Source organism: Microcoleus sp. D3_18_C4 (assembly GCF_036702355.1).
Taxonomy (GTDB): domain Bacteria; phylum Cyanobacteriota; class Cyanobacteriia; order Cyanobacteriales; family Microcoleaceae; genus Microcoleus.
This window is the reverse complement of sequence record NZ_JAUBTF010000066.1, coordinates 1-26,733: the sequence shown is the minus strand read 5'-3', so window position 1 is coordinate 26,733 and position 26,733 is coordinate 1. Positions and strand designations below refer to the sequence as shown.

Annotated in this window: 20 protein-coding genes; 11 read left to right on the top strand and 9 right to left on the bottom strand. The window is 47.1% G+C overall.

Annotated features, from left to right (window positions below; translation table 11 throughout):
- Positions 1-108: 108 nt before the first annotated feature.
- A complete protein-coding gene (locus QUA90_RS25135; RefSeq protein ID WP_333448229.1) occupies positions 109-4,386 on the bottom strand; it encodes a PAS domain S-box protein in 4,278 nt (1,425 codons plus the stop codon).
- A 520-nt stretch (positions 4,387-4,906) separates the two neighbouring features.
- Between QUA90_RS25135 and QUA90_RS25130 the strand changes: the two genes are divergently transcribed.
- Both QUA90_RS25130 and QUA90_RS25125 read left to right on the top strand, forming a co-directional pair.
- A complete protein-coding gene (locus QUA90_RS25130; protein WP_333448228.1) occupies positions 4,907-6,274 on the top strand; it encodes a TldD/PmbA family protein in 1,368 nt (455 codons plus the stop codon).
- A 556-nt stretch (positions 6,275-6,830) separates the two neighbouring features.
- Positions 6,831-6,989 carry a hypothetical protein gene (locus tag QUA90_RS25125; protein WP_333085104.1) on the top strand — a complete coding sequence of 53 codons (159 nt, stop codon included), beginning with the start codon at positions 6,831-6,833 and terminating at the stop codon, positions 6,987-6,989.
- Positions 6,990-7,182: 193 nt separating this feature from the next.
- On the opposite strand, the gene pirA is transcribed toward QUA90_RS25125, so the two are convergent.
- Both pirA and bioF read right to left on the bottom strand, forming a co-directional pair.
- Positions 7,183-7,332 carry an arginine synthesis PII-interacting regulator PirA gene (pirA, locus tag QUA90_RS25120; RefSeq protein WP_172185012.1) on the bottom strand — a complete coding sequence of 50 codons (150 nt, stop codon included), beginning with the start codon at positions 7,330-7,332 and terminating at the stop codon, positions 7,183-7,185.
- 277 nt (positions 7,333-7,609) lie between these two features.
- The gene (gene bioF / locus QUA90_RS25115; protein ID WP_333448227.1) at positions 7,610-8,782 is read right to left on the bottom strand and encodes an 8-amino-7-oxononanoate synthase; all 1,173 of its coding nucleotides are present in this window, start codon (positions 8,780-8,782) and stop codon (positions 7,610-7,612) included.
- A 66-nt stretch (positions 8,783-8,848) separates the two neighbouring features.
- Here bioF and QUA90_RS25110 point away from each other — a divergent pair, with 66 nt between their 5' ends.
- Positions 8,849-9,784 carry an exopolyphosphatase gene (locus QUA90_RS25110; RefSeq protein WP_333085106.1) on the top strand — a complete coding sequence of 312 codons (936 nt, stop codon included), beginning with the start codon at positions 8,849-8,851 and terminating at the stop codon, positions 9,782-9,784.
- Between the two features lie 123 nt (positions 9,785-9,907).
- Here the strand turns inward: QUA90_RS25110 and QUA90_RS25105 are convergent, their stop codons facing one another.
- Both QUA90_RS25105 and QUA90_RS25100 read right to left on the bottom strand, forming a co-directional pair.
- Complete coding sequence (locus QUA90_RS25105) at positions 9,908-10,141, bottom strand: hypothetical protein (RefSeq protein WP_333326105.1); 234 nt, start codon at positions 10,139-10,141, stop codon at positions 9,908-9,910.
- Between the two features lie 11 nt (positions 10,142-10,152).
- Positions 10,153-11,274 carry a glycosyltransferase family 4 protein gene (locus QUA90_RS25100; RefSeq protein ID WP_333448226.1) on the bottom strand — a complete coding sequence of 374 codons (1,122 nt, stop codon included), beginning with the start codon at positions 11,272-11,274 and terminating at the stop codon, positions 10,153-10,155.
- A 53-nt stretch (positions 11,275-11,327) separates the two neighbouring features.
- Between QUA90_RS25100 and QUA90_RS25095 the strand changes: the two genes are divergently transcribed.
- Positions 11,328-11,543, top strand: coding sequence for a hypothetical protein (locus tag QUA90_RS25095; RefSeq protein ID WP_333326101.1), 216 nt, complete (start codon positions 11,328-11,330; stop codon positions 11,541-11,543).
- A gap of 250 nt (positions 11,544-11,793) precedes the next feature.
- Here QUA90_RS25095 and QUA90_RS25090 read toward each other — a convergent pair whose 3' ends face one another.
- From QUA90_RS25090 to QUA90_RS25075, 4 genes are all read right to left on the bottom strand, one after another.
- Complete coding sequence (locus QUA90_RS25090; RefSeq protein WP_333386805.1) at positions 11,794-11,970, bottom strand: hypothetical protein; 177 nt, start codon at positions 11,968-11,970, stop codon at positions 11,794-11,796.
- Positions 11,971-12,312: 342 nt separating this feature from the next.
- Complete coding sequence (locus QUA90_RS25085; RefSeq protein WP_333386802.1) at positions 12,313-13,440, bottom strand: type II secretion system F family protein; 1,128 nt, start codon at positions 13,438-13,440, stop codon at positions 12,313-12,315.
- Between the two features lie 87 nt (positions 13,441-13,527).
- Positions 13,528-14,625 (bottom strand): type IV pilus twitching motility protein PilT, encoded by a 1,098-nt coding sequence (locus tag QUA90_RS25080; RefSeq protein ID WP_333085111.1) that lies wholly within the window; start codon positions 14,623-14,625, stop codon positions 13,528-13,530.
- Positions 14,626-14,717: 92 nt separating this feature from the next.
- Positions 14,718-16,724, bottom strand: coding sequence for a GspE/PulE family protein (locus tag QUA90_RS25075; protein ID WP_333326099.1), 2,007 nt, complete (start codon positions 16,722-16,724; stop codon positions 14,718-14,720).
- Positions 16,725-18,380: 1,656 nt separating this feature from the next.
- Between QUA90_RS25075 and grpE the strand changes: the two genes are divergently transcribed.
- The 7 genes from grpE (at position 18,381) to QUA90_RS25040 (ending at position 26,457) form a co-directional block, all read left to right on the top strand.
- Positions 18,381-19,175 (top strand): nucleotide exchange factor GrpE, encoded by a 795-nt coding sequence (gene grpE, locus QUA90_RS25070; protein WP_333448225.1) that lies wholly within the window; start codon positions 18,381-18,383, stop codon positions 19,173-19,175.
- 293 nt (positions 19,176-19,468) lie between these two features.
- The gene (gene dnaK / locus QUA90_RS25065; protein ID WP_333448224.1) at positions 19,469-21,598 is read left to right on the top strand and encodes a molecular chaperone DnaK; all 2,130 of its coding nucleotides are present in this window, start codon (positions 19,469-19,471) and stop codon (positions 21,596-21,598) included.
- Positions 21,599-21,730: 132 nt separating this feature from the next.
- On the top strand, positions 21,731-22,858 hold the full coding sequence (gene dnaJ, locus QUA90_RS25060; RefSeq protein ID WP_333042223.1) for a molecular chaperone DnaJ: 1,128 nt from the start codon (positions 21,731-21,733) through the stop codon (positions 22,856-22,858).
- 290 nt (positions 22,859-23,148) lie between these two features.
- Positions 23,149-23,439: a sulfurtransferase TusA family protein gene (locus QUA90_RS25055; RefSeq protein ID WP_333042225.1), complete on the top strand. Its 291-nt coding sequence runs from the start codon at positions 23,149-23,151 to the stop codon at positions 23,437-23,439.
- Positions 23,436-24,686, top strand: coding sequence for a ribosome small subunit-dependent GTPase A (gene rsgA, locus QUA90_RS25050; RefSeq protein WP_333448223.1), 1,251 nt, complete (start codon positions 23,436-23,438; stop codon positions 24,684-24,686). The genes QUA90_RS25055 and rsgA overlap by 4 nt, the downstream gene beginning before the upstream one ends.
- A gap of 241 nt (positions 24,687-24,927) precedes the next feature.
- A complete protein-coding gene (locus tag QUA90_RS25045; protein WP_333448222.1) occupies positions 24,928-25,713 on the top strand; it encodes a MotA/TolQ/ExbB proton channel family protein in 786 nt (261 codons plus the stop codon).
- A gap of 15 nt (positions 25,714-25,728) precedes the next feature.
- A complete protein-coding gene (locus QUA90_RS25040; RefSeq protein WP_333386783.1) occupies positions 25,729-26,457 on the top strand; it encodes a biopolymer transporter ExbD in 729 nt (242 codons plus the stop codon).
- Positions 26,458-26,733: the final 276 nt, after the last annotated feature.

The window sequence follows — 26,733 nt, the reverse complement described above, 5'->3', positions numbered from 1 at the left end:
GGGACTCAATCTCAAATCTAAAATCGACTGACGAACCCTACCACTGTGGAGTTAATTCTAAAATCTCAAATCTCAAATCTCAAATCTCAAATCGACTGGCGCACCCTACTATTTATCAACTTTGTCGATCGGAATCTCAATCTTAAAAGTTGTTCCGCATCCTATGGACGAAATACAGTCAATCTTGCCCTGGTGCTTTTCCACCACAATCGAGTGCGCGATAGACATTCCCAAACCCGTACCTTTCCCCACAGCTTTTGTAGTAAAAAACGGGTTAAAAATGCGATCGACTATCCCCTCGGGAATTCCCGTACCGTTGTCCGAAATTTCTACCCTAACAGTGTTCTGGGGAGTTACACCTGTGGAAATAGCAATCCGTCCACTCTTTGTCTCTGATTGTGGAACCGATAACTGGTGATATCGTTCTTCAATAGCATCAATTCCATTAGCAATAATATTCATAAAAACCTGATTCAGTTGGCTCGCATAGCACTCCACCAGTGGCAGTTTTCCAAACTCCTTAACTACTTCAATTTCCGGGCGACTCTCCCGACTCTTCAAGCGGTGCTGCAAAATTAACAAAGTGCTTTCAATTCCCGCGTGAATATCGACCGGCTTCATTGCCGATTCGTCCAGCCGCGAGAAATTTCGGAGGGACAACACAATTTGCCGGATGCGCTCGGTTCCTACCTGCATCGAGCCCACAAGTTTTCTTAAATCCTCAGCCATGAAGTCCAAATCAATCTCTTGAATGCGATCGACAATTTGTGAATTAGGTTCGGGATACTCCTGTTCGTAAAGACTCACCAGATCGAGCAACTGTTTTGTATACTGGTTGAGATAATCAATATTAGCGTAAATGAAGTTAACTGGATTATTAATTTCGTGAGCAATCCCGGCAACTAATTGCCCCAAAGAAGACATTTTTTCAGTTTGAATGAGCTGAGTTTGAGTAGAGCGCAATTCCAGGAGCGCCGACTCTAAATCTCGAGCTTTTTCTCTTTCTCGCGCTTCGCTTTGTCGCAGTGCTTCCTCTGCTTGCTTGCGAGTCGTAATATCCTGGGAAACTCCAATTATTACCTTAGCCTGACCCTCCCCATTCCTACTAAAAATAGTATCGCGACTTTGCCGCCACAACAATTGACCGTCTACTGCCCGCACCCGGTACTCAATTTCCCTAGTTTCGCCATCTTCAATTGCTGCAAAGCTGGCGTGATGTTTCACAATTTTAGGCAAATCTTCGGGGTGTATTAACTGAGGCATCAGTGACGAATCCATCGCTGTAATGTCGTCGCTGGTATAGCCCAAAAGCTGGATCATTGAAGTATTAGTGTAGATATTTCGCTGTTCTTCCAAGTCGTAGAGATACAAAATACCGGGAGTAGCCGATGCTACTTTTTGAATGAACTGCTGACTTTCTTGCAAAGCTAACTCAGCTTGTTTGCGATCCGTAACATCAACGGCGATGGCGTCCCAAATAATATCACCGTTTTCTTTAGCTTCAGGACGCGAAATTATCTGAAACCATCTAATTTTGCCGGAAGGTAGTACGAACCGTCCTTCCCAGTGCCAAGGTTGCAAAGTTTGGGCTGAAATAGCAACGGATTCGTCATGATTTTGGCGGTCATCGGGATGAATTAAATCTGTAATCAAAGCCGCATTTTGCATAACAGCTTCGGCTTCTCGCTCAAACATTTCTCGGCAAGCCGGACTAATGTAAGGGAAACTGAAAGAGCTATCTGTACGCAATACAAATTGATAAATTACTCCCGGCACATTACCCGACAGCTTTTGGAATCTTGCCTCGCTTTCCCGTAGTGCTTCCTCTGCTTGTTTGCGCTCCGTAATGTCAGTAATTGAACCAACCATGCGGACTGCTTTTCCAGATGCGTCCCACAAAGCTTGTCCCCGACTCAATATCCATTTGTAGGCGCTGTTGTAGCACCAGCAGCGGTATTCGATGATGTAATGCGGCGTTTTCTTGTTTAAATGGTCTTGGAGAGCTTGCATTACTAAGGCTAAATCGTCGGGATGCGTACCCCTGTTCAATTCGTCAAAGTAATCGAGAGTTTCGCTGTGTTCGTATCCAGTTATTTCTTTAAATCTGTCGGACAGGAATAGTTCCCCTGTTTGCAAGTTCCAGTCCCAAATGCCGTCATTGTTGCCTTTGAGTGCTAACTGCCAGCGTTCTTCAGTTTGCATCAATTGAGCAGTTCTATCTTTGACTCTATTTTCTAGTTCTTGATTGAGCTGTTTGAGACTTTCTTCTGCCTGGTTGCGTTCGATCGCAATTCCTGCTAAATTCATCGCCGCTTCTATCAATTGCAGATCAACAATTGGGGGGTGGCACGGTTGGGAATAATACATTCCAAAAGTTCCCAAAACTTGACCCTGAGATGAGAAAATAGGAGTAGACAAGCAAGCTCTCAGTCCAAAACTCAAGGCTAAATCTCGATAATTTTCCCACAAAGGGTCGCTGGCAATATCTGTAACGATCACCTGTTGGCGGGTAAACGCAGCAGTGCCGCAGGAGCCTACCTCCGGGCCGATGGGTCTGCCATGAATAGCAGCATTGTAACTGTCGGGTAAACTGGGCGCGGCTCCGTGGAGTAAATGTTTGCCGTCTGGAGCTAGAAGCAATATCGAACCGATGACATCTCTAGATTGCAGCTCCATAATTTCAACTAAGGTATTTAAAGTATCGCCAAGAGGAGCGCCCTTAGCAATCATTTCTAAAATTTGTTTTTGACCGGTTAACCAATTTTCAGCTTGCTTGCGCTCCGTAATGTCGCGGGCAACCCACAGAACCGTGTTTTTTTTCATTGGCGAAATGGTACCGGCAAACCACTTTTGTACGCTGGCAATTTCCAGGTGATACTCAAAAGTACAGGTTTGATTTGTAGCGAGGGCGGTGCGAATTTGCTCCAGAAAAAATTCTCCCTTTTCTGGAGCGAATAAATCGTTAATTTTTTTACCGGCAAATTCCGCCGTCGGCTTGTACAATAATTGGGGATTGGTCGGGGCAACTTTCAGGAACCGTCCCTCAATATCGAGCTCAAAAATTACATCGTTCATGGCAGCGAACAAAGCTCGAAGTTCCGATTCAGAAGCTTGTAGAGCGATTTCAGCTTGTTTGCGATCGCTAATATCCGTCCCGATACAAAGCAGTCCTGCCACATTTCCCTTCGCATCTAGTAAAGGTTTATTTGTCCACGCTATCCACACCCTTTCTCCATTGCTGCGGATGTTTTCATTTTCGTTTTGGAAGTATTTTTGCGGGTGTGCCAAACAGTCTCGAATCTTTGTCGCGAGGTCACTTTCAAATAACTCTGTTTTCGGTATAATTGTGCCGATCGCACTTTTGCCGATGATTTCTGCTTCTGCATACCCGAAAAAAGTTTCAGCAAACTCGTTAAAAAAAGTAATCTTGCCTTCACTGTCTAACTGGACAATCATGCTGTTAGCATTCTCAACTAATTGCCGATACTTAACTTCGCTCGATCGCAGTTTCGCACGGCCGTACACCCAGTTAAAAACCGCCGCCCCGCTCAAAAGTGCCAGTAAGCCACCTCCAAAAAGCAGCCAGCCCCGAAACGGCGAATTCGCAGGCCATCCTCCCGCCGGAATTGCTGCCAACTCCCAGGAACCGTTGGGCAAAGTCACTTCCAGCAGCACGGGATTGTGCTGAAAAATTGACCCGTCACCGAAAAACACAGGGCCGGATGCTCCCTTCCCGTCTTTGCCCCGCAGAGCGTATTGCAGCTTCGCTGAGGAGTCGTTCAGTCCTGCTTCCTCAATCAGGGAATTTTTGTCGATGATCAAACCTGTCAAGCCCCAGTAAACTCCTGTTTCAGGCTCGGCGCCGGAGGGTGTGAGAAAAATCGGCGAGCGGCTGATGAAAGTCTCGTCCCCCTCCAATAATTTCACGGGCCCGGCAAGCAAAGTTTTTCTGGTTCGGATAACCTCTTGGACCATTTCCCGATGTTCGGGTAGCGCCGTCAAGTCAACCCCGATCGCCGTTTCATTTCCCTCCCGCGGGTAAATGTAAGCGACCGTCGTGCCTTTAACTAAAGTGATGGCGCGAATGCCCGGTTGCTGTCCCACCAGAATTCTCGCCGTCGCTGTAAACTCGGCTTCGGTGATGTTTGGGTTATTGGAAAGGTAAGCCCCCAAACCCCGCATCAAAAACAGGCGAGAATTCAAAGATCCTTCCAGCTTAGAACGCACTGTGCTGAGGCGATCGAGCGTGGTAGCGCGGTTGTAGTGAAAAAACCGCCGCTGTTCCGATCGATCTAAAATGCCAACTCCGACCAAAATTGCTATTGATGCCGAAATAGCTGCTAAATACGGTGAAATTTGGAATTTTTTAACCTTAAAGTATTCCATCTGCCGGGGGTTAAGGTATTTTTTTACGTCTTTAGATAGATTTAGTTTAGTTTGATTTCTCTAGGCCAATCCAAAATTTTCGGCATACCGGGCTTTTCGCAAGCGGGCGCGAGTTTGTGGTGTTCGAGGACACCCGTCGAACGCGGGCGATCGCCAAGCCTCTCATCATTAATTCTATGGAAAAAGTTTTAAATCTACAATCGACTGACCGAAAGTAATGTGGTCATAAGCCCCCGGATTAATTCTTTCGCAGACTCAGGACGGAGACTTTAAAAAGCTTTGCATCTTTCCTAAAAAGCCCGCGGATTCATTCCTTCCCAGGCTGAGGACGGGATAAATCTAAAATCTAAAATCTAAAATCTAAAATTGGTTGACTCGCCCTCGATCGGGTAGGGCGCGCCATGCTCCCGCACCACAGCGGTGGGGGAACGCGCACCCGAAAGAGGGGAGTTATTAGCTAAAATAGGGTTAGCAATAATTTTTTTCAGCGCTACGGCTAATCATTCATAGGGGCAATTTGATGCAAGAACAGTTGATGGAAGCGATCGCACCTTACCGCGATCGCGTAGATTATCTAGAAGTTCGCCTCGAACAAAGCGAGTCAACTGCGATTAGTTTTCGCGGCCATCAGTTAGATGCTGTCAACCGCAGTTTTAGTCTCGCCGGCGGCATCCGCGCCTGTCACAAAGGTGGCTGGAGTTTTGTAACTTTTAACGGTTTAGATGAGTTAAAAGACCGCATTGAAGAAGCTGTAGTGCAGTCTCGTTTGGTTGGCAGCGAAAAAACTTTACTAGCAGATGTCACCCCGATTCAAGATTATGTAGCGGTGGAATTGGGCCGCGACCCGCGCTCTATTACTCTAGCCGAAAAGCGGAAATTGCTCGAATCTTACAACCAGTTGCTGTTAGATTATGACCCGCGAATTCAGACGACAATGGCAGGTTACAGCGACAGATTTGGGATTACTTATTTTGTGAATTCTCAAGGTACTTGCATCGCTCAAGAGCGCTTGGACGTGACGGGGCGTTTCGGGGCGATCGCCCGTGGGGAGGGTGGTGTCGTCCGCCAAGGGTTCGAGTCGATTCACTCGCGATCGGATTACGATGTCTTGACAAATATTGAAGATCGTGTTAAGAGTGCTGCCGTTCGAGCTGTAGGCCAACTAGAGGCAAAATCGGTGAAAGGCGGTCAGTATCCGGTGATTTTAGACCCTTATTTGTCGGGGGTTTTTATTCACGAAGCTTTCGGGCATTTGTCGGAAGCAGACGGCATTTACGAAAACCCAAAAATGCAGGAATTGTTGACTTTGGGCAAGCCTGTGGCGATCGAACAATTAAATGTAATTGACGACGCAACTGTGCCGGGATTACCGGGAACTTTAAAATATGACGACGAAGGCGTGCCGGCTCAGTGCAAGCATTTAATTAAAAATGGAGTTTTAGCGGCTCGAATGCACAATCGCGAGACTGCGGGCAAAATGGGCGAAAGTCCGACGGGAAATGCCCGAGCTCTGAGTGCTACTTTTATGCCTTTGGTGCGGATGACTAATACTGCGATCGAGTCTGGCGAACATTCTTTTGACGAAATGGTTGCGGACATTGACGAAGGAGTTTATGCAGTGCGGATGTTGGGAGGACAAACCAACGGCGAAATGTTTACCTTTGCGGCGGCTCAAGGATTCATGATTCGCGACGGCAAATTAGCCGAACCGGTGAGCGATGTCACTTTAAGCGGCAATGTATTTCAGACTTTAAAGGATATTGAGTCTATAGGAAACGACTCGGTTTATGCTTACGGCGGTTGCGGTAAAGGCGGTCAAAGCGGTTTGCCAGTAAGCGTCGGCGGTCCCCATTTGCGGATTAAAAATGTCGTCGTCGGAGGAAGGTAATCATTAGTCATTAGTCATTAATTATTAGTTCAAAACTTACGCAATTGGCACATGGTGAAGGCACGATCGCGCCCTCACGCCTTCACCATGTGCCAGTGCGGGACACTGACAAGTTGACAAACCACTGAAAATCTACTATTGAGGGCTTCAGCGAGGTCGTTCGGTGTTTGGGAGACTTCAGAAATTACAGAGAAATTGGGGAAGTGCGATCGCGATTATAGACTGTACCAGGCTTTCCCCTAATTTTTTGTTTAATTACCCTTAAGTTTCTTTCATCTCTACCCGATTATTCTGCCTAATGGGAATCTCAATCACAAATTATGTACCCGGTTCTCTTGGCTGTGATAAACACTTCAAATCTCCGCCACGCTTCTCCACCACAATCTGATAGGTAATCAGATCATCCCAAACCAGTGTCTTGACCCGCAGGTTCAGTTGTAAAGAAAGGACTAAATAGATCGGTTCTTACCTCGCTTGTTATTCCCAGCCCATTGTCTTTCACACCGATTCTTACCCTATCCTAATTCAGCATAGAAGTACAAATCGTAATCGTACTATGGTCATTTTTAATTTGCTCCGAGGTGCGTTTTTGGTCATAGCAATTCAAGGCATGAATCGCATTGCTCAGCAAATTCATAAATATCTGATTCAACTTACCGACATAACATTCTATTTTTGGCAAATCTTTTTGGGACGAGGCGCACTCTACAGATAGAGTTTGTGCGTGCAGGAGTGTTCCCTCTTTCTTCTTCCTTCTCAATAAAAAATCCCGGTTTCTTGAAGAAACCGGGATTTTTCCTACCAACTAAGAGAGGAGTCAAAACTTCACAGGTAGCGGTTGCCGGAATTCTGCATTTCTCGCACAACCCTCTAAACCAAACTACGGGCAAATTCTAGTTGCAGCTTCTTTAAAGCTGTCTCATTTCCTCTTCAAGCACCCGAACCAAATCTTGATTGCCACTGGATCTCGCTACTTCTATGCGGTGCATCAGTTGCTTGTGAATGTTAGCGCGGTGGGTTTCTGCTACTTTTTTTACGTTTTGACGATTTGTGTTCATGGTGGACGTTCCTTATATTAAATTTGGTGTACCTGCTACTTCTCTAATATAGCGCTAAATTCCAAAAAGTATCTAAATTTACAAAAAATTTACAGTTATTGACCGATCGACCAAACTCCTGTATAAGATTGGTCATAAGTCAATAGCGATATCTTGACAATCAGAAGTCATTAGTCATTAGTCAGTAGTCATTAGGCCGATGCCCGATGCCCGATGCCCGATGCCCGATGCCCAACATTTACATTTAGTCAAGCGGTGCGCGGTACGTACCCAACATTTACTCCAAACTCAAAACTTGCTTCAGCGCCTCTACCAACTGCTGAAGGTGTGCGAGCTCGTGAGTTGCCATCAGCGAAATCCGAATTCGACTCACGCTTACAGTCGGAGGCCGAATCGCCGGAGCAAAAATACCCATCTCCTTGAGTTTGCTGCCGACTGTTAAAGCGGAGGCTGCATCTTTTAACGGAAGACTGAAAATTGGGGAGAGGGAATTGCTAATTGGTAATTGGTGATTGGTAATCGCGCAATATTTGAAAGTTTCGATATTTTGTCGCAACCGAACTCGGCGTTCTGGTTCTTGCTGTACAATTCTCACAGCTTCCAAAGCAGCCGCCGCATCAGCAGGCGTCAATGCTGTAGTATAAATCCAACTCGGAGCTCGATTACGCAGAAAATCAATTAAAGCAGCAGAGCCCGCAACGTAACCACCTAAACTTCCCAAAGCTTTGCTGAGTGTCCCCACTTGAATCAGTGGTGTTCCCGTACACCCGAAATGTTCTGCACAACCGGCACCGCTAGCACCGAAAACTCCTGTAGCGTGAGCTTCATCTACTAATACCATGCAGTTAAAGGTTTCGGCCACAGCCAACAACTGCGGTAGCGGACACAAGTCCCCATCCATGCTAAAAACGCTATCGGTAATAATTAAACACTTGCGGTATCGGGCGCGATTTTGCTCTAACTTTGCCGTTAAATCCTCAAGATTGCAGTGACTGTACTCTATGGCAGTTGCACCGCTGAGTGCGGCTCCGTTTTTCAGGCTCGAATGGTTGTACTTGTCAGATAATATCAAATCGCGCTTGCCGACAACGGATGCGATCGCCCCTAGATTCGCCAAATATCCCGAACTGAATACTAAAGCATCTTCAGTTTGTTTTAAATTAGCCATAGCTTGTTCTAGCTGTCGGTGCAAATCGCGGTGTCCGCTGACCAACCTCGAACCCGTCGCACCCGTACCAAATTCCTTAGTTGCAGCCATAGCAGCTTGAATTAACCTGTCATCGCCGGCAAGTCCGAGATAATCGTTGCTGGCAAAGTTAATCAGGCTGTGGCCTGATAACTTTACCACAGGCCCAGGGGAACTTTCGATCGATTGTGGCGATCGATACCAATCGGCACGGCGAACTGTGTCCAGGGCCTTCTCTATCCAAGCGTAAGGGTCTGTGTTCATATTGGAAAGCGATCGGGTAATACGTTATATTAGCTGGTGATCAGTTCCTCCCTATCACAGAAGCATATGCCACTCACTAAAAAATACAGATTAGTCACCCGCAGCGATTTTGACGGTCTTGTCTGTGCCGTTTTGCTCAAAGAACTCGATATGATCGACGAGATTAAATTCGTGCATCCTAAAGATATGCAGGATGGGAAAATCGAAATAACAAATAACGATATTAGCACCAATTTACCCTATGTTGATGGAGTTCATCTAGCTTTCGATCACCATTTCAGCGAAACTCTTAGACACGAGAAAATCAAAATTAACCACATCATCGATCCCTATGCAGCTTCAGCAGCTAGGGTACTGTACAAATATTATGGAGGCCAAGCAAAGTTTCCTGATATTTCTGAGGCGATGATGGCAGCCGTTGACAAATCAGATTCCGCTCAATTTGCCCAAGAAGAGGTTCTGCATCCACAAGAATGGGTGTTGTTAAACTTCATCATGGACGCCCGAACTGGCTTGGGAAGGTTTAAAGAATTTACGGTTTCCAATTATCAGTTAATGATGCAGTTAATCGATTACTGCAAAAATCATACCATCGATGAGATTTTGCAGCTTCCTGATGTAAAAGAAAGAGTAGACCTCTACTTCGAGCAAGAAGAAAAATTTAAAGAGCAAATACAGCGATGCGCCAAAGTTTATAATAATTTAGTTGTTTTAGATTTGCGTAACGAAGAGGTGATTTACGCGGGGAATCGTTTTGTAATTTATGCTTTGTTCCCTCAGTGCAATATATCGATTCACGTACTTTGGGGACTGAAACAACAAAATACTGTTTTCGCAGTTGGCAAGTCAATCTTTAACAAAACTTCTAAAACTAATATTGGGGAGTTAATGTTAAGGTATGGCGGCGGTGGACACCAGAATGCCGGAACTTGTCAGATTGAGAACGATCAAGCTAGTCAAGTTTTGAAAGAGTTAATTGCCCAGATAGAGCAAAATGGTTAAATTGGCTTTATCTTTTTTGCAGTCAGGACTTGAGTCTTTGATTATTTATTTTAATTTTCAGCACTAAAGTCCTTACTACAAACAGGGATTTTTAGGACTGAAGTCCTTACTGCAAACGGGAGTTTAGTCCTCAAGGTTTTGATCTGGCTGGTTCTGGGCATTGAGATTTTCGGAACTGTTGCCTTTTACTCGTGGCAAATGGTCTACCAAACCCATATCAAAAGCAATATCCGGCAACTCATCAGCGTTATATTTTCCTGGCTCAAACAATCGCCCGGGAGTAAAACAAGGCTGTTTCAATCGTACCACCTCCCCCGGTGAAAACATTCCCCTAAACATTTTGCGTTCGAGTCCCATAATTTCTGATCCTAAAACAACTTTCGCATTAATCTTAGCAATTTTTGAGCGGCAGCTTCCCAATTAAATAAATCCGCCGTCTCTTTAGCTTTTTCAGCTACCTGAAAACGCATGGGGTCTTCAACAATTTTTCGCAACTGTTCGCGAACAGACTGAACATTTGGTTCTGCCCAATGAGGAGCATTTCTGATTTGTAGATACTGAGTATCGTAACAGTTTCCTACGGGAGTTAGATCGTAAGCAATGGGATAGCAGTTTTCAGCATTGGCGTACTCAGTCGGGCCGCCGTACATAGTCATAGCAACGGGCAAACCTGCTGCAAAGGCATCTAAAATTTTAATTGCAAAACCCTCCCCGCGAAACGGAGCTAAAAAAGCATCGGCTGACAAGTATAAATTAGCTAGTTCTGCTTTATTATAAAATTTAGGGATGATCAGAATTTTTGCCTTTAACTTGCCGAGCTGCTTTTCGATATTGGCGAGATGTTCCACTATAACATCGGGATTTTTACCTCCATCTTTGATTATTAATTCTACCTTAGAATCATCTTTAAACTCTTCACAAAAAGCTTGAATAGCCAGATCCGTGCCAAATCTATAGAAATCAAAAGAATTGGTCATGTGCAGAATATACTTTACATCTTTTTTGTTTTTTTGCGGTCTGGGCAAATAGAGGTGCGAAATTAAAGGATTGAAACCTAGAGGCATGACGGATACGTTTGCTGGCGGACAGCCAGCTTTTATTAAAACGTTTTTAGAGTATTGGCTGACGGCTAGTTTGTGGGATGAAGTGTTAACAGCATCGTAAATCCAGTAATCATAATCATCATGGTTTTGGGCGAATTCGTAATTGATAGCAAAAAGTTCTAAGTTGAGATGTCCGTTGAGTTCTTTTAAAAAATAAGGTTTCCAATAATGAGACCATTTGATCTGAAATAAATCTGAGGGTGTGGTGCTCATCCACTTCGCTAGCAGGTCGTTTTCTTCTGCGGTGGAATTGCGGCTAAGATGAGAGGCTATTGTTGAAGGTGCGACCGAAATAGGAATTCCCATTTGGTGTAAACTTTTCGCCAGGGATAGGGTAATGTCGGTGAAGGAATTAAAGTGTTGAAAACCAACGTTAAAGTGAACCATATTTATTGGTTATTAGTGCAGGGTAATCGCATCTGATTTGGTATAAATTGTACTTGACAAATGACAGAAAATGCACCCGCCAGAGGCAGGGCTGCGGCGGAGACGCGATCGGCGACCAACAAGCAGTTAAACTGGGAATGGACTCCCGGCAGGTATCCCTCACTCAGGCAGATGGAAAAAGGCTGCCGTCAAATCTAGCGCCAACGGAACATTCTGGAACGTGCTATCAAGCGACTCAAGTAATGGAGTCGGATCGCTATTCGATATAAGAAGCTGACTGCCAATTATACAGCCATGATTACGATCGCCTGCATTGTGTGGTGGTTATAGTTTGAAAACACGCCCTAGGCAAAAGCACGTGATGGAGATAAATCAACGAGGTGGAACCCCAGCTAGCGTGCTTAGCTGGCTATCAGCATCACACTCAATTTTCATTCCTTAGTTTACGAGCTGCGCTTGAATGATGCTGTCAAATATTTGAAAAATTTCCCTTGCCATTATACGTTAATTAAGATGCGATTACCCTGTAATATCTATGAGTATTTTTTTTGTTTTTTCTATTCTGGGATCGTTCAAATTGGCAACATTTTCTTCTAAAAAACTGGCATTTAATATATTCACCCAAGGCAATGAATCTGTTTGTTTTGTTGGTGATTTAAAATTTGAGTCAAACCTTTTTCCATTGATAGCACCCATAAACTACAATAACTACATTGAAATTTATTCGGATTTAACTGTAGCATATTTTGGGTTCAAATTAAGATGCGTTTACCCTGAAGCGTAAAGCCAGGATTAGGCAGCAGTTAAATCTGTCTGCTTATCCTACTTGACTTTTGTGACATTTTCGTAACTTGTCACCAATGGAAAGACCCTGGTAAGGAAGATTTGGAGGCAGAGCCTCCAAATAGTTTTCTCCTTTTAATCGAGGATGTGCCTCCTCCAAAAGTCTGGCCAGGCAGAGCCTGGGGACACTTGAAATAGTCATTGGTCAGGCGTTAATTGCTACTAACTAATAACTAATAACTCATTAGCCCTTTTTTACAGCTTCTGGAACACTGCGAACATCGGCAGATACATCGAGAGCAAAATCGAACCTACGATACCACCGACGACCACAATCATCAGAGGTTCTAGCATACTCGTAAGTCCTTTTACTGCTTCTTCAACTTCCGTTTCATAGAAAGCGCCAACTTTCATCAGCATCTTGTCAAGTTCCCCTGTCTCCTCGCCAATTGCCATCATTTGGATGGCCAAAGACGGAAAAACAGCTTGTTCTTGCAAAGCAATACTGATCATGCCGCCGCTTTGAATTTCCTGTCTCGCATATTCGATCGCATTAGATATCGCCTGATTCCCCGCCACATCTCGCACAATTTCCAAAGAATTGAGAATCGGCACGCCCGATCGCGTCAGCGACCCAAATATCACGCAAAACCGAGCCACAGCAGATTTTTCGATCAAATCGCCAAAAATCGGCAACTTCATCGCAATTCTATCAATTTGTAGACGACCTATGGGAGTTTTGTAGTACATATCGAAGGCAATTTTTAGGGCTATAATTACCCCAATAACTGTTATCTGTTGGATGGGAGGCCAAGCCGTACAAAATGCACTAATTCCCAACATAAACACTGTAAAAGCCGGCAAATCTGCACCAATATCCTTAAAGATTTTAGCGAAAGTTGGTAGCAAGAATATGGTCATTGCGAAAAAAATCACGATCGCGATGCCAAACACAGTCTTCGGATAAGACATAGCCGAATTAATTTCAGCCTCCGTCTTGTGATTTTTTTCCATCATCACCGCCAGACGGTCTAGGGTTTCATCTAGCACCCCCCCGACTTCTCCCGCCGCCACCATACTGATAAACAGTTGGTCAAAAACATCAGGAAACTTAGCCATCGCCTCTGCCAAGTTTATCCCCTCCTGCACGTCAGCATTCATGCTCCTGAGCGCTCGCTTCAGTTTAGCATTAGAACACTGCTCGTGCAGCACGGAAAGGCATCTAACGATCGCCACCCCTGCATTAAACATAGCCGCAAACTGACGAGCAAAAATAGCCATATCCTTAACAGTAAGACTGGTAAGGTTATATTCAATTTGCTCCTGAATCTTACTGAAATCAAAGCCACCTTTCGGTTTTTGGCGGATAACGTTGGTAGCCACAGCTCACCTCTGAAAATTTATTAAAAGTTATGACTCATCAGTCATTAATTCAGCCTGCGAACTCCTGACTAATGACTGCTGACGGAACTAATGAGCTTTTACCGGGGCGCTACCAACAGGTGCCGGGCCGATCAAGCGTTCGAGTTCGTCAGCCTTAGAAGCCTTGGCCATTGCCGATTCCCAAGTGACTTTACCGCTCTTGTAAAGTTCAGCGAGGGCCATTTCCATCGTCCTCATACCCAATTTTGCCCCCATTTGGATTTGAGAGTAAATCATGGGAGTTTTGCCCTCCCGGATCAAGTTAGCCATAGCTGGAGTATTTACCATGATTTCCATAGCGCAGCAGCGGCCGCCCCCAACTTTTATTACCAAATTTTGGCTGCAAATTCCCACCAAAGAGTTAGACACCTGGGCGCGAACTTGAGGTTGTTGAATGGGCGGGAACACGTCCAAAATCCGATCGATCGTTGCAGCCGCCGAATTAGTGTGCAACGTTCCCATCACCATGTGACCCGTTTCTGCCGCCGAAATTGCCAGACCGATCGTTTCCAAGTCCCGCATTTCTCCCACGAGAATTACATCAGGATCTTCGCGCAAAGCAGCTTTCAGCGCATTAGCAAAGCTCTTAGTATCTTCGCCCTTTTGGCGCTGGTGAAACAAACTCTTGATATTAGGAAACACATATTCGATCGGGTCTTCAACTGTTAGAATATGTTCCGCCCGCGTCCGGTTGACCAGATCCAACAACGCCGCCATCGTAGTAGTTTTCCCGGAACCCGTTTGTCCCGTCACCAACAGCATACCCCTGGGTCTTTCCGTCAGATCCCGCAAAATTTGCGGCACGCCTAAAGCATCTGCGTTAGGAATCTTAGAAGCTAGAGCCCGCATACAAGCAGCCCAAGCACCCCGCTCCCGGTAGACATTGACGCGAAACCGAGCCAATCCCCGAACGCCGTAAGCGCAGTCGAGTTCCCACTCCATTTCCAACTGCTTGCGCTGCATATTGTTGAGCATTTGGAAAATCAGGATCTGCACTTCCTCAGCAGACAGAATGTCGCCGTATTGCGTCTGAGGAGTTAGTTTACCGCTGACTCGGAAGAATATAGGCGCGCCCGCTTGGATGTGTATGTCCGAACCCCCTTGCTCTACCAGGGACTCCAGTACGTCTTCAATCATCAGACCCATAGATACCTCTCCTCGATCAAATTGATAGTTATTGACCAATCTAGCTCAGTTAACAGTCAACAGTTAATAGTCAACAGTTAACTGCTGCTGAATCAATCCAAAAAGCGTGGGGTCAAGCAGTACGGACAATCCAGCATCTCCGGCTTCAATTCCGCCTGACAAGTTTTGCAGGTAAGTCCCTGCTTGCGTTTGGCTTTCATTTCCGCCTCCAGCCCCGAGTCAGTAAACGTCACACGCTCGACTTCTTCAAAGGTAGTCGCGCCTTCCCGCACCAATTGCAAGCTGTAAGCCAACAGCGTTTTCATCCCTTCTTCTACTGCTGCTTCCTTAATTTGCTCTGTGGGAGCTCCTTGAGTGATCAGAGTTTGAAGCCGCTCAGTATTTTTCAGGAATTCGTAAACCCCTACCCGTCCTTTGTAGCCTAGGCCGGCGCACTTCCGACAAAGTTGCTCGCGTTCTGCGAGTTCCTTCCTTTCCTCCACGGGTACAACGTTGGCTTTGTAAACAGTCAGATCAATTTCTTGAGAAGCCGACAGACCGTACTTGCCGAGTTCTGCGGCAGTAGGCTGGTAAGGAATGCAGCATTTGTCGCAAACGCGCCGCATCAGACGCTGAGCCAACACGCCCAACAGAGCGGCCGAAACCATGAACGGTTCTACGCCCATTTCTGCCAAACGCGCCACTGCCCCCGCCGCGTCGTTCGTGTGCAGCGTCGTCAGCACCAAGTGTCCCGTCAAAGCAGCTTCCAGAGCAGTTTTGGCCGTTTCCTTGTCCCGCGTTTCCCCCACCAGCATCACGTCAGGGTCTTGCCGCAAAAATGCCCGCAGAATGTTGGAAAAAGTCAAGTCTTTTTCCCGAATTACTTGACATTGGGTAATTCCTGGCAAAGCATATTCGATCGGGTCTTCCGCCGTACTGATATTAACCCCCGGATCGTTCCGTTCCGCCAGAATCGAGTACAGAGTAGTTGACTTGCCCGAACCCGTCGGCCCCGTCACCAAAATCAGTCCGAACGGACGGCTAGCACTCTCTCGCACTAAAGCCAGAGTTTCTTCGTCGGAGATTAACAAACCCAAACCCAACTGAGTGCTGGAACTGTCCAAAATCCGCAGCACGATTTTTTCGCCGTACCGGGAAGGCAAGCTATTCACCCGGAAATCCACCGTGCGTCCCTCAAATACCCGGCGGATGCGGCCGTCTTGAGCTTGTCGGCGTTCGGCAATATCCAGGTTGGCAATAATCTTGAAACGAGCGGTAATCGATGCGACTACCTGCTTGGGAAACCGGAAATACTCTTGCAGCACCCCGTCTTTCCGCATCCGAATCCGCATGAACTCTTCTTGAGGTTCTACGTGGATGTCAGACACCTTTTCCGACAAAGCTTTAGCCAAAATGATATTGACCGCCTTAATTACGGGAGCCGCCTCAGCATCGTCCAATGTGTTAGCGAGGTCTTCTTGGTCGCTACTCTCCTCTTCTAGGGAGAGCTCGCCAAAATCTCCCTCCCCTAAATCCATCTTTCTCTGTTTTTCGATTTCAGCTTTTTTAGCTTCCCTCTTAACTTGTTCGTCTTGGTAAGCAGAAGTAATGTCCTGGTAGTCGTCCGGCGTAATCACTCGCCGCTGCAAAGCCAAGCCGTGAGGCTGTAAAATCCGCCGCAAATCTTCTATGGCGTTGAGGTTGTCGGGATCTACCATTGCCACTAAAACCGCCGCCGGCTCAGTTTCCGTCTTCGCTACGGGTAAAAACCGACCTTGGTGACAAATGTCGAGCGAAATCTTCAACGTCTCGAGCATAAGTCCCAGTTGCTCGTTAGACATTTCGCTCATCTCCGGGTCAAATGCTTCAACCCCGTAGACTATCTTCCGTTCAAACATCTGCTGCTTCTTGTAAAGTCGCAGCAATTCTGGGGGTAACGGCTGCCCGGTAAGTGCTTCTAATACCTCCGTCAAACGCTTGCCCGACTTCTGGCTTTCAATTTGAGCTTGCTTGACTTGCTCGCCGTTGACGTAACCCGACTGAATCATCTTGGTGAGAGCCGGAGTAAAAACGCTTAGAGCAACTATCGATGTGGATCGAGGCGCGGATGTGCTAGTCATAAAAAACACTCAATAGGTGGGAAACTCAGTCACAAAGAGTGCTGAGAGGAAAACCAACGCGGGGTTTTAACCCCCGTATTCTTTGCTTATGGATCAGCTATCATGTTGTTGCTCAATCCCTATCTCTCAAGTGTAAGCTCGTAGTCACCTCTAAGCTTCGTCCACAAATTGACGAGACATTGGAGGGGTTTGCCGATGCTTGCCATCAAATCTTGTTCGTTGAGTGCTAAGTTGCTTACTTATTTGATTAACTTGCGGGATACTCTCGTTATAGCGTCAGGGCACATCACTTGGGGATTCCCCGTACCGGGAGAGAAAAGCGGGGCGGGGTGTGCCCCCTTCCCAGGCTAATTCTATTTTCCCAAATTGTTTGCTCAAATTACACCGTCCGTGGTGGCGCGGTTAGCTGTACTAAATTAAAGATGAGCTATGTTCTGTGATGATAGCTTTTACGAAAGCCTCGATCGCCCTTGTGAAATATATTTTGATTAATTATCTGCGATCGGTCACTGCCCGATCGTCGGCTGCATGAGTTCCCAGGGCAAATTTTGAGCTACTCTAGTTTTGGGTCAGTAAATATTACTTTGATTCTACCCTGGTGTCCGAACCTTTATGACGTAAGCTTGACGGTTCCAAAATCTTGGGAAGAGGCAAATTAGATATCAATCGTACTTAAAGATGAGCACCTCCGCCACACCAGCTAATGTCTATCATTTGACTGGCCAAAATTCGAGATTTCAAGCGACTTCGGCGGTATCGAATCATAAAAACCACAGCCCCAATTCGCATCAAGATTAACAACCTAGTATCTGAGTTACACAAGCACACAGTTAACTACTTACTCACTCAATACAAATTCCTTTTTCTCCTGACTTGGAAAACTCAGCAAATGGTAATAAATGCCAGCATCAGCTTGCAACTAAAACAGCCTGATTGATGATAATTTAAGTCAGTATCGTTTAAGCAAACCTTGAAACATCAAGCCTCCTAGGTGGGAAATATTGTAGTAGACTTAACAGCAAAATATACTTATAAAAATTGTGGCAAAGGCGATCGCGTTAATGAAAAATGAGAAACCAACAAACGTTGGGTTGCCCCCATTGCTGCCATATTATACGTAAATATCTAAACGGGTCTTTGAATATTTTATGGAAAGCTTTGAGCAATGTCTCCAGAGCTGGCTAGTTTTCCTCTTTTCACATTGTGCCATACATAGTAAATTCCAGTCCTCTAGATTTACCGGGTTAACTGTATCTGCTAGAATTGATAGGGTTCTGTCGCGCAGCTTTTGTCAGGAACTCAGGGCTAAAGCCACTGAGCTTGTAAGAAATTACAAGCTGTTCTGACCAGACCCCTCTCAGGAGGAGACGTTATTCAGGTCACGACACCGGAGAGTGCGACGCCAGTTTTCCGCTCTGTCATCTGCAATTAAACAGTTTTAAAGTCACTGAAACAGTGTTGCAGGTCTAACAAGCCTTTATAACCAGGTCGAGGCGAACATTACCCCGCAAGGGAGAAAGGAGACAACTGTATCTCCATTGGAGGGGCAACAATACCCCTCTAACCCCGAAAGGGGATTCAAGGCGGTTGAAACCGCCGAGTCGTTTTCCTCTCAGGTCTAAAGACTCTGAGTTTCCCACTTACCGAATATTTTTTATGATGGACGAGGAAAAACAGCAAGATCAAGATCCTAACTCAACTGGGGAAACCACCCCAGAGGGTTCGCCAATGGCAAGCGAAAATCCGGCGGCATCAGGAAACTCGAACGAATCGGCGGATTGGGAGCTCGAACTTGCTCGAGCTTATCAAAGTGCTCAGGGCGATCGCACCCCAGCAAACGCATCGGGGCCTACCGTCACCGGCAGTTCAACCAACAGTCCGACTGCAGACGCAGCGGAGCCTTGGAAGAAGGAACTGGCCCAGGCAAACGAGGAAAAAGAGGCTTTAAAAACTCAGTTGCAAGCCGCATCCGCTCAACTAGAAGAACTGAAAAATCAAAATCTCCGCCTAGCAGCAGATTTTGAAAACTTCCGCAGGCGTACCCAAAAGGAAAAAGAAGAGCTAGATTTACAGGCAAGGTGTCTCACGATCAAACCCCTGTTGCCGGTAATTGACAATTTCGAGCGCGCTCGATCGCACATCAAGCCGCAAACCGATGGCGAAATGAACATTCACAAAAGCTACCAAAGCGTTTACAAGCAAATGGTAGACGGCCTCAAGCAAATCGGGGTTTCTCCGATGCGCCCCGAAGGTGAACAGTTTGACCCCAACCTCCACGAAGCTCTGCTGAGCGAGCCAAGTGACGAACACGAGGAAGGAACAATTATCCAAGAACTAGAACGCGGCTACATTCTGGGCGAGCGCGTCTTGCGGCACGCCAAAGTGAAAGTTGCAGCGGCTGGGCTATCTGTGGTAGCCTCAGATGAAAATCCCGATAGTTCGGAAGGTTAATCGGGATACAAGCTACTGCATTCCTCAAAGTCACTGACCCCCGAATAGAATTCGGGGGTTCCAAGGTGGCAGACTCACCAACTTCTTAGTTAAAGATGACTAAAAGCAAGTCAGCGCTTTCTCCAAAAATTCTGAAAAATGTTTTTACCCGTCTTTGATATTGCTTGAGGACATCAAGTTTATTTCCTACAAATCTGGTCCGGTGATGCTTGTTTGAACAAGCTGAGTCGTTTTTCCTCCCCCAACCTGTAGTTGGAGGTTTCCAAACATCCCACAAAGTTTTATGAGGCGCTATGGGAAAAATTATTGGAATTGACTTAGGCACAACTAACAGTTGCGTAGCTGTGCTAGAGGGCGGTAAACCCGTCGTGATCGCCAATTCCGAGGGTGGCCGCACAACTCCGAGTATAGTAGGATTCGGCAAGGCGGGCGATCGCTTAGTAGGTCAACTAGCCAAGCGGCAAGCTGTAACTAATGCTGTAAATACTGTCTACAGCATCAAACGATTTATCGGACGGCGGTGGGACGACACGGAAGAAGAACGAGCCCGAACTCCCTATACCTGCATAAAAGGCAAAGACGATACCGTTAACGTCCAAATTCGGAACAAGGTTCACACTCCCCAGGAAATCTCGGCAATGGTACTCCAAAAGCTCAAGCAAGATGCTGAAGCTTATTTGGGACAAACTGTTACCCAAGCAGTGATTACAGTGCCAGCCTACTTCACAGACGCCCAACGGCAAGCTACTAAAGACGCCGGTACGATCGCGGGTCTAGAAGTCCTGCGGATCGTCAACGAACCGACGGCCGCAGCCCTTTCCTACGGGCTAGACAAGCAAAATATAGAACAGAAAATCTTGGTCTTTGACTTGGGCGGCGGTACTTTCGACGTTTCGATCCTGCAACTGGGAGACGGAATTTTTGAAGTCAACGCTACCTCCGGTAACAACCATCTCGGAGGAGATGACTTTGACGACTGCATAGTCCAGTGGCTGGTAGAAGCTTTCCGCACTCAAGAAGGCAGTGACCTCTCACAAGACAAAATGGCCTTGCAACGCCTCCGAGAAGCGGCGGAAAAAGCGAAAATCGAACTCTCCAACCGGGAATCCACCTCAATCAACTTGCCCTTCATCTCCTCTGACGACAAAGGGCCGAAGCATTTGGAAATGGAACTCTCCAAAGCTCAGTTTGAAAAACTGGTGGCTCATTTGGTACAAGCGACGATCGATCCGGTGACTCAAGCCCTCAAAGACGCAAGTTTGACCCCCAAAGACATAGACAGGATTATTTTAGTGGGAGGCTCAACCCGGATTCCGGCAGTTCAAAAGGCAATTAGCAAGTATTTTGGGGGCGTTTCTCCCGATAAATCTGTCAATCCCGACGAAGCTGTAGCGGTAGGCGCGGCAATTCAAGCCGGGGTGTTGGGTGGTGAAGTCAAAGACTTGCTGCTGCTCGATGTGACGCCGCTCTCCCTGGGACTCGAAACCTTGGGCGGGGTGTTTACCAAAGTAATCGAGCGTAATACAACTATTCCCACCAGCCGATCGCAAATGTACAGCACGGCGGCAGACGGGCAAACCTCGGTAGAAATTCACGTACTCCAAGGCGAGCGGGCATTGGTTAAAGACAATAAAAGTCTCGGCAAATTCCTGCTCAAAGGCATTCCCCCAGCCCCCCGAGGCGTACCTCAAATCGAAGTTACCTTTGAAATCGATGCCAACGGGATTCTCAAAGTCGCTGCTGAAGACAAGGGAACCGGAAAAGAACAAAGCATCCAAATTTCCAATACAGGGGGATTGAGCGAAACCGAAGTCGAGCGGATGCGACAAGAAGCCGAACTTTACGCCGACGAGGACATCAAGCGCGCTCTACTCGTCGAACTCAAAAATCAAGCTGACTCCCTCGTCTATAATTGTGGTGTAACTTTAAAAACCAACGCGCAACTGCTGAGTGACGAACTCAAGGCCGAAGCGGAAACAGCCGCAGCAGCCTTGCGGGCAGCGATGACTAACCCCGACATCACAATCGAGGAACTCACGCCCGCAATCGAATCTTTCAAGCAACTGCTATACTCGCTGGGGACAGCAGTCTACGACCAAGCCCGCAGCGGGGTAGCCCCGTCGGGAGCTGTTGTTGAAAGCGAGATGATGTCAGAAGTAGAATCATCAGAACCAGAAGAGGTTCAAGCGGACGACGACAGCATTTTGCTGAAAGAAGAGCTGCTGGTGGCGCCGGAACCAAAGCCGGAACCAAAGCCGGAACCAAAGCCGGAACCAAAGCCGGAGCGACAGTCAAAACGACAGTCAAGTCCACAGTCAAATCCACAGCCAAGTCCACAGCCAAGTCCACAGCCAAGTCCACAGTCAAAACAAAAACAGAAGGTTCCCGAACCAGAAGTTGATGATATGAATCCTTTCCTTTAAAACAGAAAAGCTAAAAATTAAAAGTTAAAAATTAACAATGAGAATTTTTGATTTTTAATCTGTAATTTCAGGAAAGGTAGCCCGTTTCTTTTTCGTACACTTTTTGTTATTTACCTCCAGGCAAGCAGCTCTATGGCCGGTGATTACTATGAAATATTAGGCGTTTCTCGCAGCGCAGACAAAGAAGAAATTAAGCGTGCTTACCGCCGCCTAGCTCGCAAGTACCATCCAGATGTCAACAAAGAATCCGGTGCCGAGGAGCGGTTTAAAGAAATTAACCGCGCTTACGAGGTACTCTCAGAACCAGAAACCCGCGCCCGTTTCGATCGTTTCGGCGAAGCAGGGGTCAGCGGTGCAGGTGCGCCTGGGTTCCAAGACTTTGGTGACAGCTTTGCCGATATTTTTGAAAGCTTCTTTCAGGGTTTTCAGGGAGGTGTCGGTCAACAACAGCAAGGTCGCAGGCGCAGCGGGCCGGTGCGCGGAGACGATTTGCGCCTCGATTTGCGCCTCGATTTTCGGGAAGCCGTGTTTGGTGGGGAAAAAGAACTCCGCATCAAGCATTTAGAAACCTGCGAAACTTGCACCGGGACTGGTGCAAAACCGGGAACCCGACCCCAAACCTGCTCGACTTGTACCGGCAGCGGTCAAGTCCGACGCGCTACCCGCACTCCTTTCGGCAGCTTTACTCAAGTTTCAGTTTGCCCTACTTGCAACGGCACGGGGCAAGTGATTGAGGATAAGTGCGAAACTTGCGGCGGCCGAGGCCAGAAAGAAGTGATGAAAAAGCTGAAAATCACTATTCCGGCTGGGGTTGACAACGGTACTCGCTTGCGCGTTTCCAATGAAGGGGATGCCGGCAAACTGGGTGGGCCGCCCGGAGATCTTTACGTGTTCTTGGCGGTGAATGAAGACCCGCTATTTAAGCGCGACGGCACTAATGTTAGCTCGGAAGTTAAGATTAGTTATTTGCAAGCAATTTTAGGGTGCCGGTTGGAAGTGGAAACCGTAGACGGGCCTACGGAATTGTTGATTCCTAGCGGAACTCAGGCAAATACGGTTTTGACTTTGGAGAAAAAAGGGGTGCCTCGGTTGGGAAATCCAGTCAGTCGCGGCGATCATTTGATTACGGTGTCTATTGACATTCCGACTAAGGTGACTGCTGAGGAACGGGAGTTGCTGATGCAGCTTGCTAAGCTGAAGGGCGATCGTACTGGTAAAGGCGGCTTGGAAGGGTTTCTGGGTAATTTGTTTCAGAAATAAGCAATTTTTGACACCAATTGGTGTCAAATTTTCCTGTTTCAGGATTCCCCGGCAATTGGTTTTAGTATCTGTCAAAAAAATGTGTGCAATTGCTCACAAAAATGGCAGGTGGCCTGTTCCTGGGCATTGCGTTTCAGCAGCGCTGAAAAAAGTGAGCGCAATTGCGCTCACTTTTTTCAGAAAGAATAATAGTCTGTGTCCAATTGGAAAGAAAATTTTAGATTCTCCAGTTTCCAGGCAATTTGTTTAAAAAAGTAAGGCTTTCAGGATTTGAGATTGCAAAAAGCATTATGAATTCAACATCGAAAATTGAAAATCCCAAATCCCCAGATGCCAAAATTGATCTGCGGGGTACTCCCTGTCCTCTGAATTTTGTCCGCACTAAACTGCGCTTGGAGCAAATGGCACCGGGTGCTGTTTTGGAGGTATGGCTGGATGCTGGGGAGCCGATCGAACAAGTACCTGATAGTCTCAAAATGGAAGGCTACCAGATTCTGGAAACGCAATTTGTCGCGGATGAGCCGGAGTCGGGATTTTTTTCAATGAAAGTGCAGCGCCCAGAAGACAAGGAAGCGGGATGAGCCTGAATTCACCCTCGATCGTCGGTACTGTAATTGCTGTTCAGGCTAACTTCTACCAAGTGAGGTTAGATCCCGAAGTCTCCATTAATGGGAAAAATGCTCCCCTCGCTGATTCTCCGATTCTCCTGTGCACTCGTCGCACTCGACTGAAAAAAATTGGTCAACAGGTGATGGTGGGCGATCGCGTGGTGGTAGACGAACCGGACTGGACTGACCGCCGAGGTGCAATTTCTGAAGTCTTCCCGCGCCAAACAGAACTCAACCGCCCGCCTGTAGCTAATGCCGATCGCATTCTCCTGGTTTTTGCCCTCGCCGAACCCGACTTAGATCCCGCATCATTAACTCGGTTTTTAGTCAAGGCCGAATCTACAGGTTTAGAGGTGAGTTTGTGCCTGAACAAATGCGATTTGGTCACGCCCCAAGAGTTGGAACAGTGGCGCGATCGGCTTTCAGGCTGGGGTTACGAACCAATGTTTATTAGCGTCCGCAGCGGTGCAGGAGTTCAGGAAGCTCCCGCTAATGGTCAAAATGAAATTTTTGCGTCGGAACCGCATTTCAATGACTTAGCGGAGAAAAGAGAGTCATCTCTGCCGAGTTATGAGGATAACCCCCAAGCTCCAAATTCTGTCAAAGCGTTACATCCGTTAAACCCCGTACATAGCCCATTGCCGAACTTGCTTCTAGACCACCTGCAAGGGAAAATAACGGTAATTTGTGGCCCTTCTGGAGTTGGCAAATCCAGCTTGATCAACCAACTGATCCCGGCCCTGAACCTCCGAGTGAACGCTGTTTCCGGCAAACTCGGCCGCGGCCGCCATACCACTCGCCATGTCGAACTATTTGAACTCCCCGGCGGCGGACTTTTGGCCGATACTCCGGGCTTTAATCAGCCGGCTCTCGAATGCGATCCCTCAGAGTTAGCCGAATATTTCCCAGAAGCGCGCCAGAGGCTGGCTTCGGGTAGCTGCCAGTTTAGCGACTGTTCGCACCGAGACGAGCCTAACTGTGTCGTGCGGGGCGGTTGGGAGCGCTATGAGTATTACTTGCAGTTTCTCGAAGAGGCGATCGTCCGCCAACAAGCTCTGCAAAATTCCAGCAGCGCCGAATCGAGTTTGAAGCAGCAAACCAAGTCGGATGGTACGCAGCATTACGAACCGAAGCTGCAAACTAAAAAATATCGCCGCTCTTCCCGCCGCCTTCAACACCAGTCACTCCAAGATATGTGTCAAGACTTAGAGGAATTGTGAGGAAGTCGCCGCCCATCGCCCGCGGGCACTAGAAAACAGTACCAAGACTTACCCAGAAACCGGGTTTCCTCGACGAAAATACTTCGTTACACCCCAAGGCCCTGTTCGCAAAACCGGCTTTCTTTAGTCGCGAGTGCGTAAGTCCTGAGTACATTAATAGCTAAAATTAAATGGCCTTAGATTTGTTAAAAAAAGTAGAACAGAAGCAAAAGTTAGCGGGTACTGCAGGAGCAAAAATATTGTGAATATTCAAGAACTGTTTCAAAAAGGCGGCCCCGCCATGTGGCCCCTGTTGGTGTTATCGATTTTATCTTTGAGTACAATTATCGAGCGCTTGTGGTTTTGGGCAAGCCTCCTGAGCAAAGAAAAGCAGATAGTTAACCGCATTCTGGAAGCGGCTCGCAGCGATTGGGGGGCTGCTAACGAGATTGCCAGACAAGCTAACCGACAGCCGATCGGGCGATTTCTTTCTGCACCCCTGCGGCTCTACAATCCCGAACCAGATTTATTTCGACTCGCACTCGAAGCTGCAGCCGATGAAGAGTTGGCTTCTATGCGTCGCGGTGACAAAATCTTAGAAGCTACGATCGCTCTCGCCCCTTTGTTGGGCTTGCTGGGAACAGTTCTGGGCTTGATTAACTCCCTGAGTTCTATCCGTCTGGGCGACATCGGCACGGCGGCAACAACTGGTGTGACTTTGGGGATTAGCGAGGCGCTGATCACGACTGCTACTGGGATGGTAGTAGCAATTTTTACCTTGGCGTTTTATCGGATATTTCAAGCTTTTTTGTTCAACCAGGCAAAAATATTTCGCAAAGCTGGAAATGAACTCGAATTGCTTTACAGACAATACTGGCCGGCAGCTAATGCTAAAGGTCGATCGCCCGGTGCAGAATACAGCAATTCTTCTTTTGGTGCAGATGGTTTGAACAGGCGTTCTCTCAATTCTCAAGAATCGGGAGAACGGAATCGGGAGCCGAAATTGAAAGGTTCCGATCCGGCTGAAGATTCACCTTCTAATAATTAAAACTTCTGAGAACTGATGAAGATTAATCTAGATACTCCTGCTGAAGAGGCACGGATTGAGCTGGTGCCTTTAATTGACGTGATCTTTTGCATTCTGACGTTTTTTCTGCTGGCGGCTTTGCAACTGACTCGCCAGCAAGCCATTAATGTCGATTTGCCTAAAGCAAAGACTGGACAAACGCAGATGCGAGAGATGCTGATTGTCAGCATTGACGATTTCGGGCAAACTTATATCGATCAATTGCCTGTTAATTACCAACAGCTCGATCGAGTTTTAAAGAGTTTCCAAAGCCAAAATCCTACGGGGTTGATGGTACTGTACGCTCCTCAAAATGCTAGATATGCCAAAGTTGTCGAGGTTTTAGACAAATTGAGAGAGGTAGGGGGCGATCGAGTTGCCCTGGCAACTCTTCCTAGTTCGGCTTCCTCCCCATTGCCCAATACCTCGCTTCCCAATTCTGGCATTCCTGCGGCACCTGCGATGGGCAATTCCGGTCAACCTCTTCCTTCTCCTGTGGCTCCAGGGCAGCAACAGTTCAATCCAAATCAGTTTCAATCCCCTCTCCCGGCTCCAGGGCAGCAGCAGTTCAATCCAAATCAGTTTCAATCTCCTCTCCCGGCTCCAGGGCAGCCTAACAACTCTGGGGCCAATTTGGGTATTCCTCCTGTTTCGCCTGCACCCGCTGCTCCTAATTCAAGACCCGGAATCGCCATTCCACCGCAGGATGGCGGGGTCTCGAATTAGTGACAAGGAATAAGGTTCGGCAACGGATTGTGTAACGGATGTAACGGATGTCCGTCGGAAGAAGAAAGAAGGGAGAAGGAAGAAGGAAGAAGGGAGAACAGAGAAATAGAGAAATAGAAATTTTCCCAATTTCCTCATCTCCCGCTCTTCCGCTCTCCTCATCTCCCCCTCTCCTGATATCCTCATCTTTCAATCTCCCCCTTACAAGTGTAGGTTTTTTACAATGAAGAGGAACAACAGATATAGAGACTGGACGGGTCAGCCCATCATCTAGCT

What these genes read in the sequence shown, in the direction of transcription:
- QUA90_RS25135 (WP_333448229.1), bottom strand. Translation starts at nt 4,386, where the DNA reads ATGGAATACTTTAAGGTTAAAAAATTCCAAATTTCACCGTATTTAGCA.
- QUA90_RS25130 (WP_333448228.1), top strand. Translation starts at nt 4,907, where the DNA reads ATGCAAGAACAGTTGATGGAAGCGATCGCACCTTACCGCGATCGCGTA.
- QUA90_RS25125 (WP_333085104.1), top strand. Translation starts at nt 6,831, where the DNA reads ATGGTCATTTTTAATTTGCTCCGAGGTGCGTTTTTGGTCATAGCAATT.
- pirA (WP_172185012.1), bottom strand. Translation starts at nt 7,332, where the DNA reads ATGAACACAAATCGTCAAAACGTAAAAAAAGTAGCAGAAACCCACCGC.
- bioF (WP_333448227.1), bottom strand. Translation starts at nt 8,782, where the DNA reads ATGAACACAGACCCTTACGCTTGGATAGAGAAGGCCCTGGACACAGTT.
- QUA90_RS25110 (WP_333085106.1), top strand. Translation starts at nt 8,849, where the DNA reads ATGCCACTCACTAAAAAATACAGATTAGTCACCCGCAGCGATTTTGAC.
- QUA90_RS25105 (WP_333326105.1), bottom strand. Translation starts at nt 10,141, where the DNA reads ATGGGACTCGAACGCAAAATGTTTAGGGGAATGTTTTCACCGGGGGAG.
- QUA90_RS25100 (WP_333448226.1), bottom strand. Translation starts at nt 11,274, where the DNA reads ATGGTTCACTTTAACGTTGGTTTTCAACACTTTAATTCCTTCACCGAC.
- QUA90_RS25090 (WP_333386805.1), bottom strand. Translation starts at nt 11,970, where the DNA reads ATGGGTGCTATCAATGGAAAAAGGTTTGACTCAAATTTTAAATCACCA.
- QUA90_RS25080 (WP_333085111.1), bottom strand. Translation starts at nt 14,625, where the DNA reads ATGGGTCTGATGATTGAAGACGTACTGGAGTCCCTGGTAGAGCAAGGG.
- QUA90_RS25075 (WP_333326099.1), bottom strand. Translation starts at nt 16,724, where the DNA reads ATGACTAGCACATCCGCGCCTCGATCCACATCGATAGTTGCTCTAAGC.
- grpE (WP_333448225.1), top strand. Translation starts at nt 18,381, where the DNA reads ATGATGGACGAGGAAAAACAGCAAGATCAAGATCCTAACTCAACTGGG.
- dnaK (WP_333448224.1), top strand. Translation starts at nt 19,469, where the DNA reads ATGGGAAAAATTATTGGAATTGACTTAGGCACAACTAACAGTTGCGTA.
- dnaJ (WP_333042223.1), top strand. Translation starts at nt 21,731, where the DNA reads ATGGCCGGTGATTACTATGAAATATTAGGCGTTTCTCGCAGCGCAGAC.
- QUA90_RS25055 (WP_333042225.1), top strand. Translation starts at nt 23,149, where the DNA reads ATGAATTCAACATCGAAAATTGAAAATCCCAAATCCCCAGATGCCAAA.
- rsgA (WP_333448223.1), top strand. Translation starts at nt 23,436, where the DNA reads ATGAGCCTGAATTCACCCTCGATCGTCGGTACTGTAATTGCTGTTCAG.
- QUA90_RS25040 (WP_333386783.1), top strand. Translation starts at nt 25,729, where the DNA reads ATGAAGATTAATCTAGATACTCCTGCTGAAGAGGCACGGATTGAGCTG.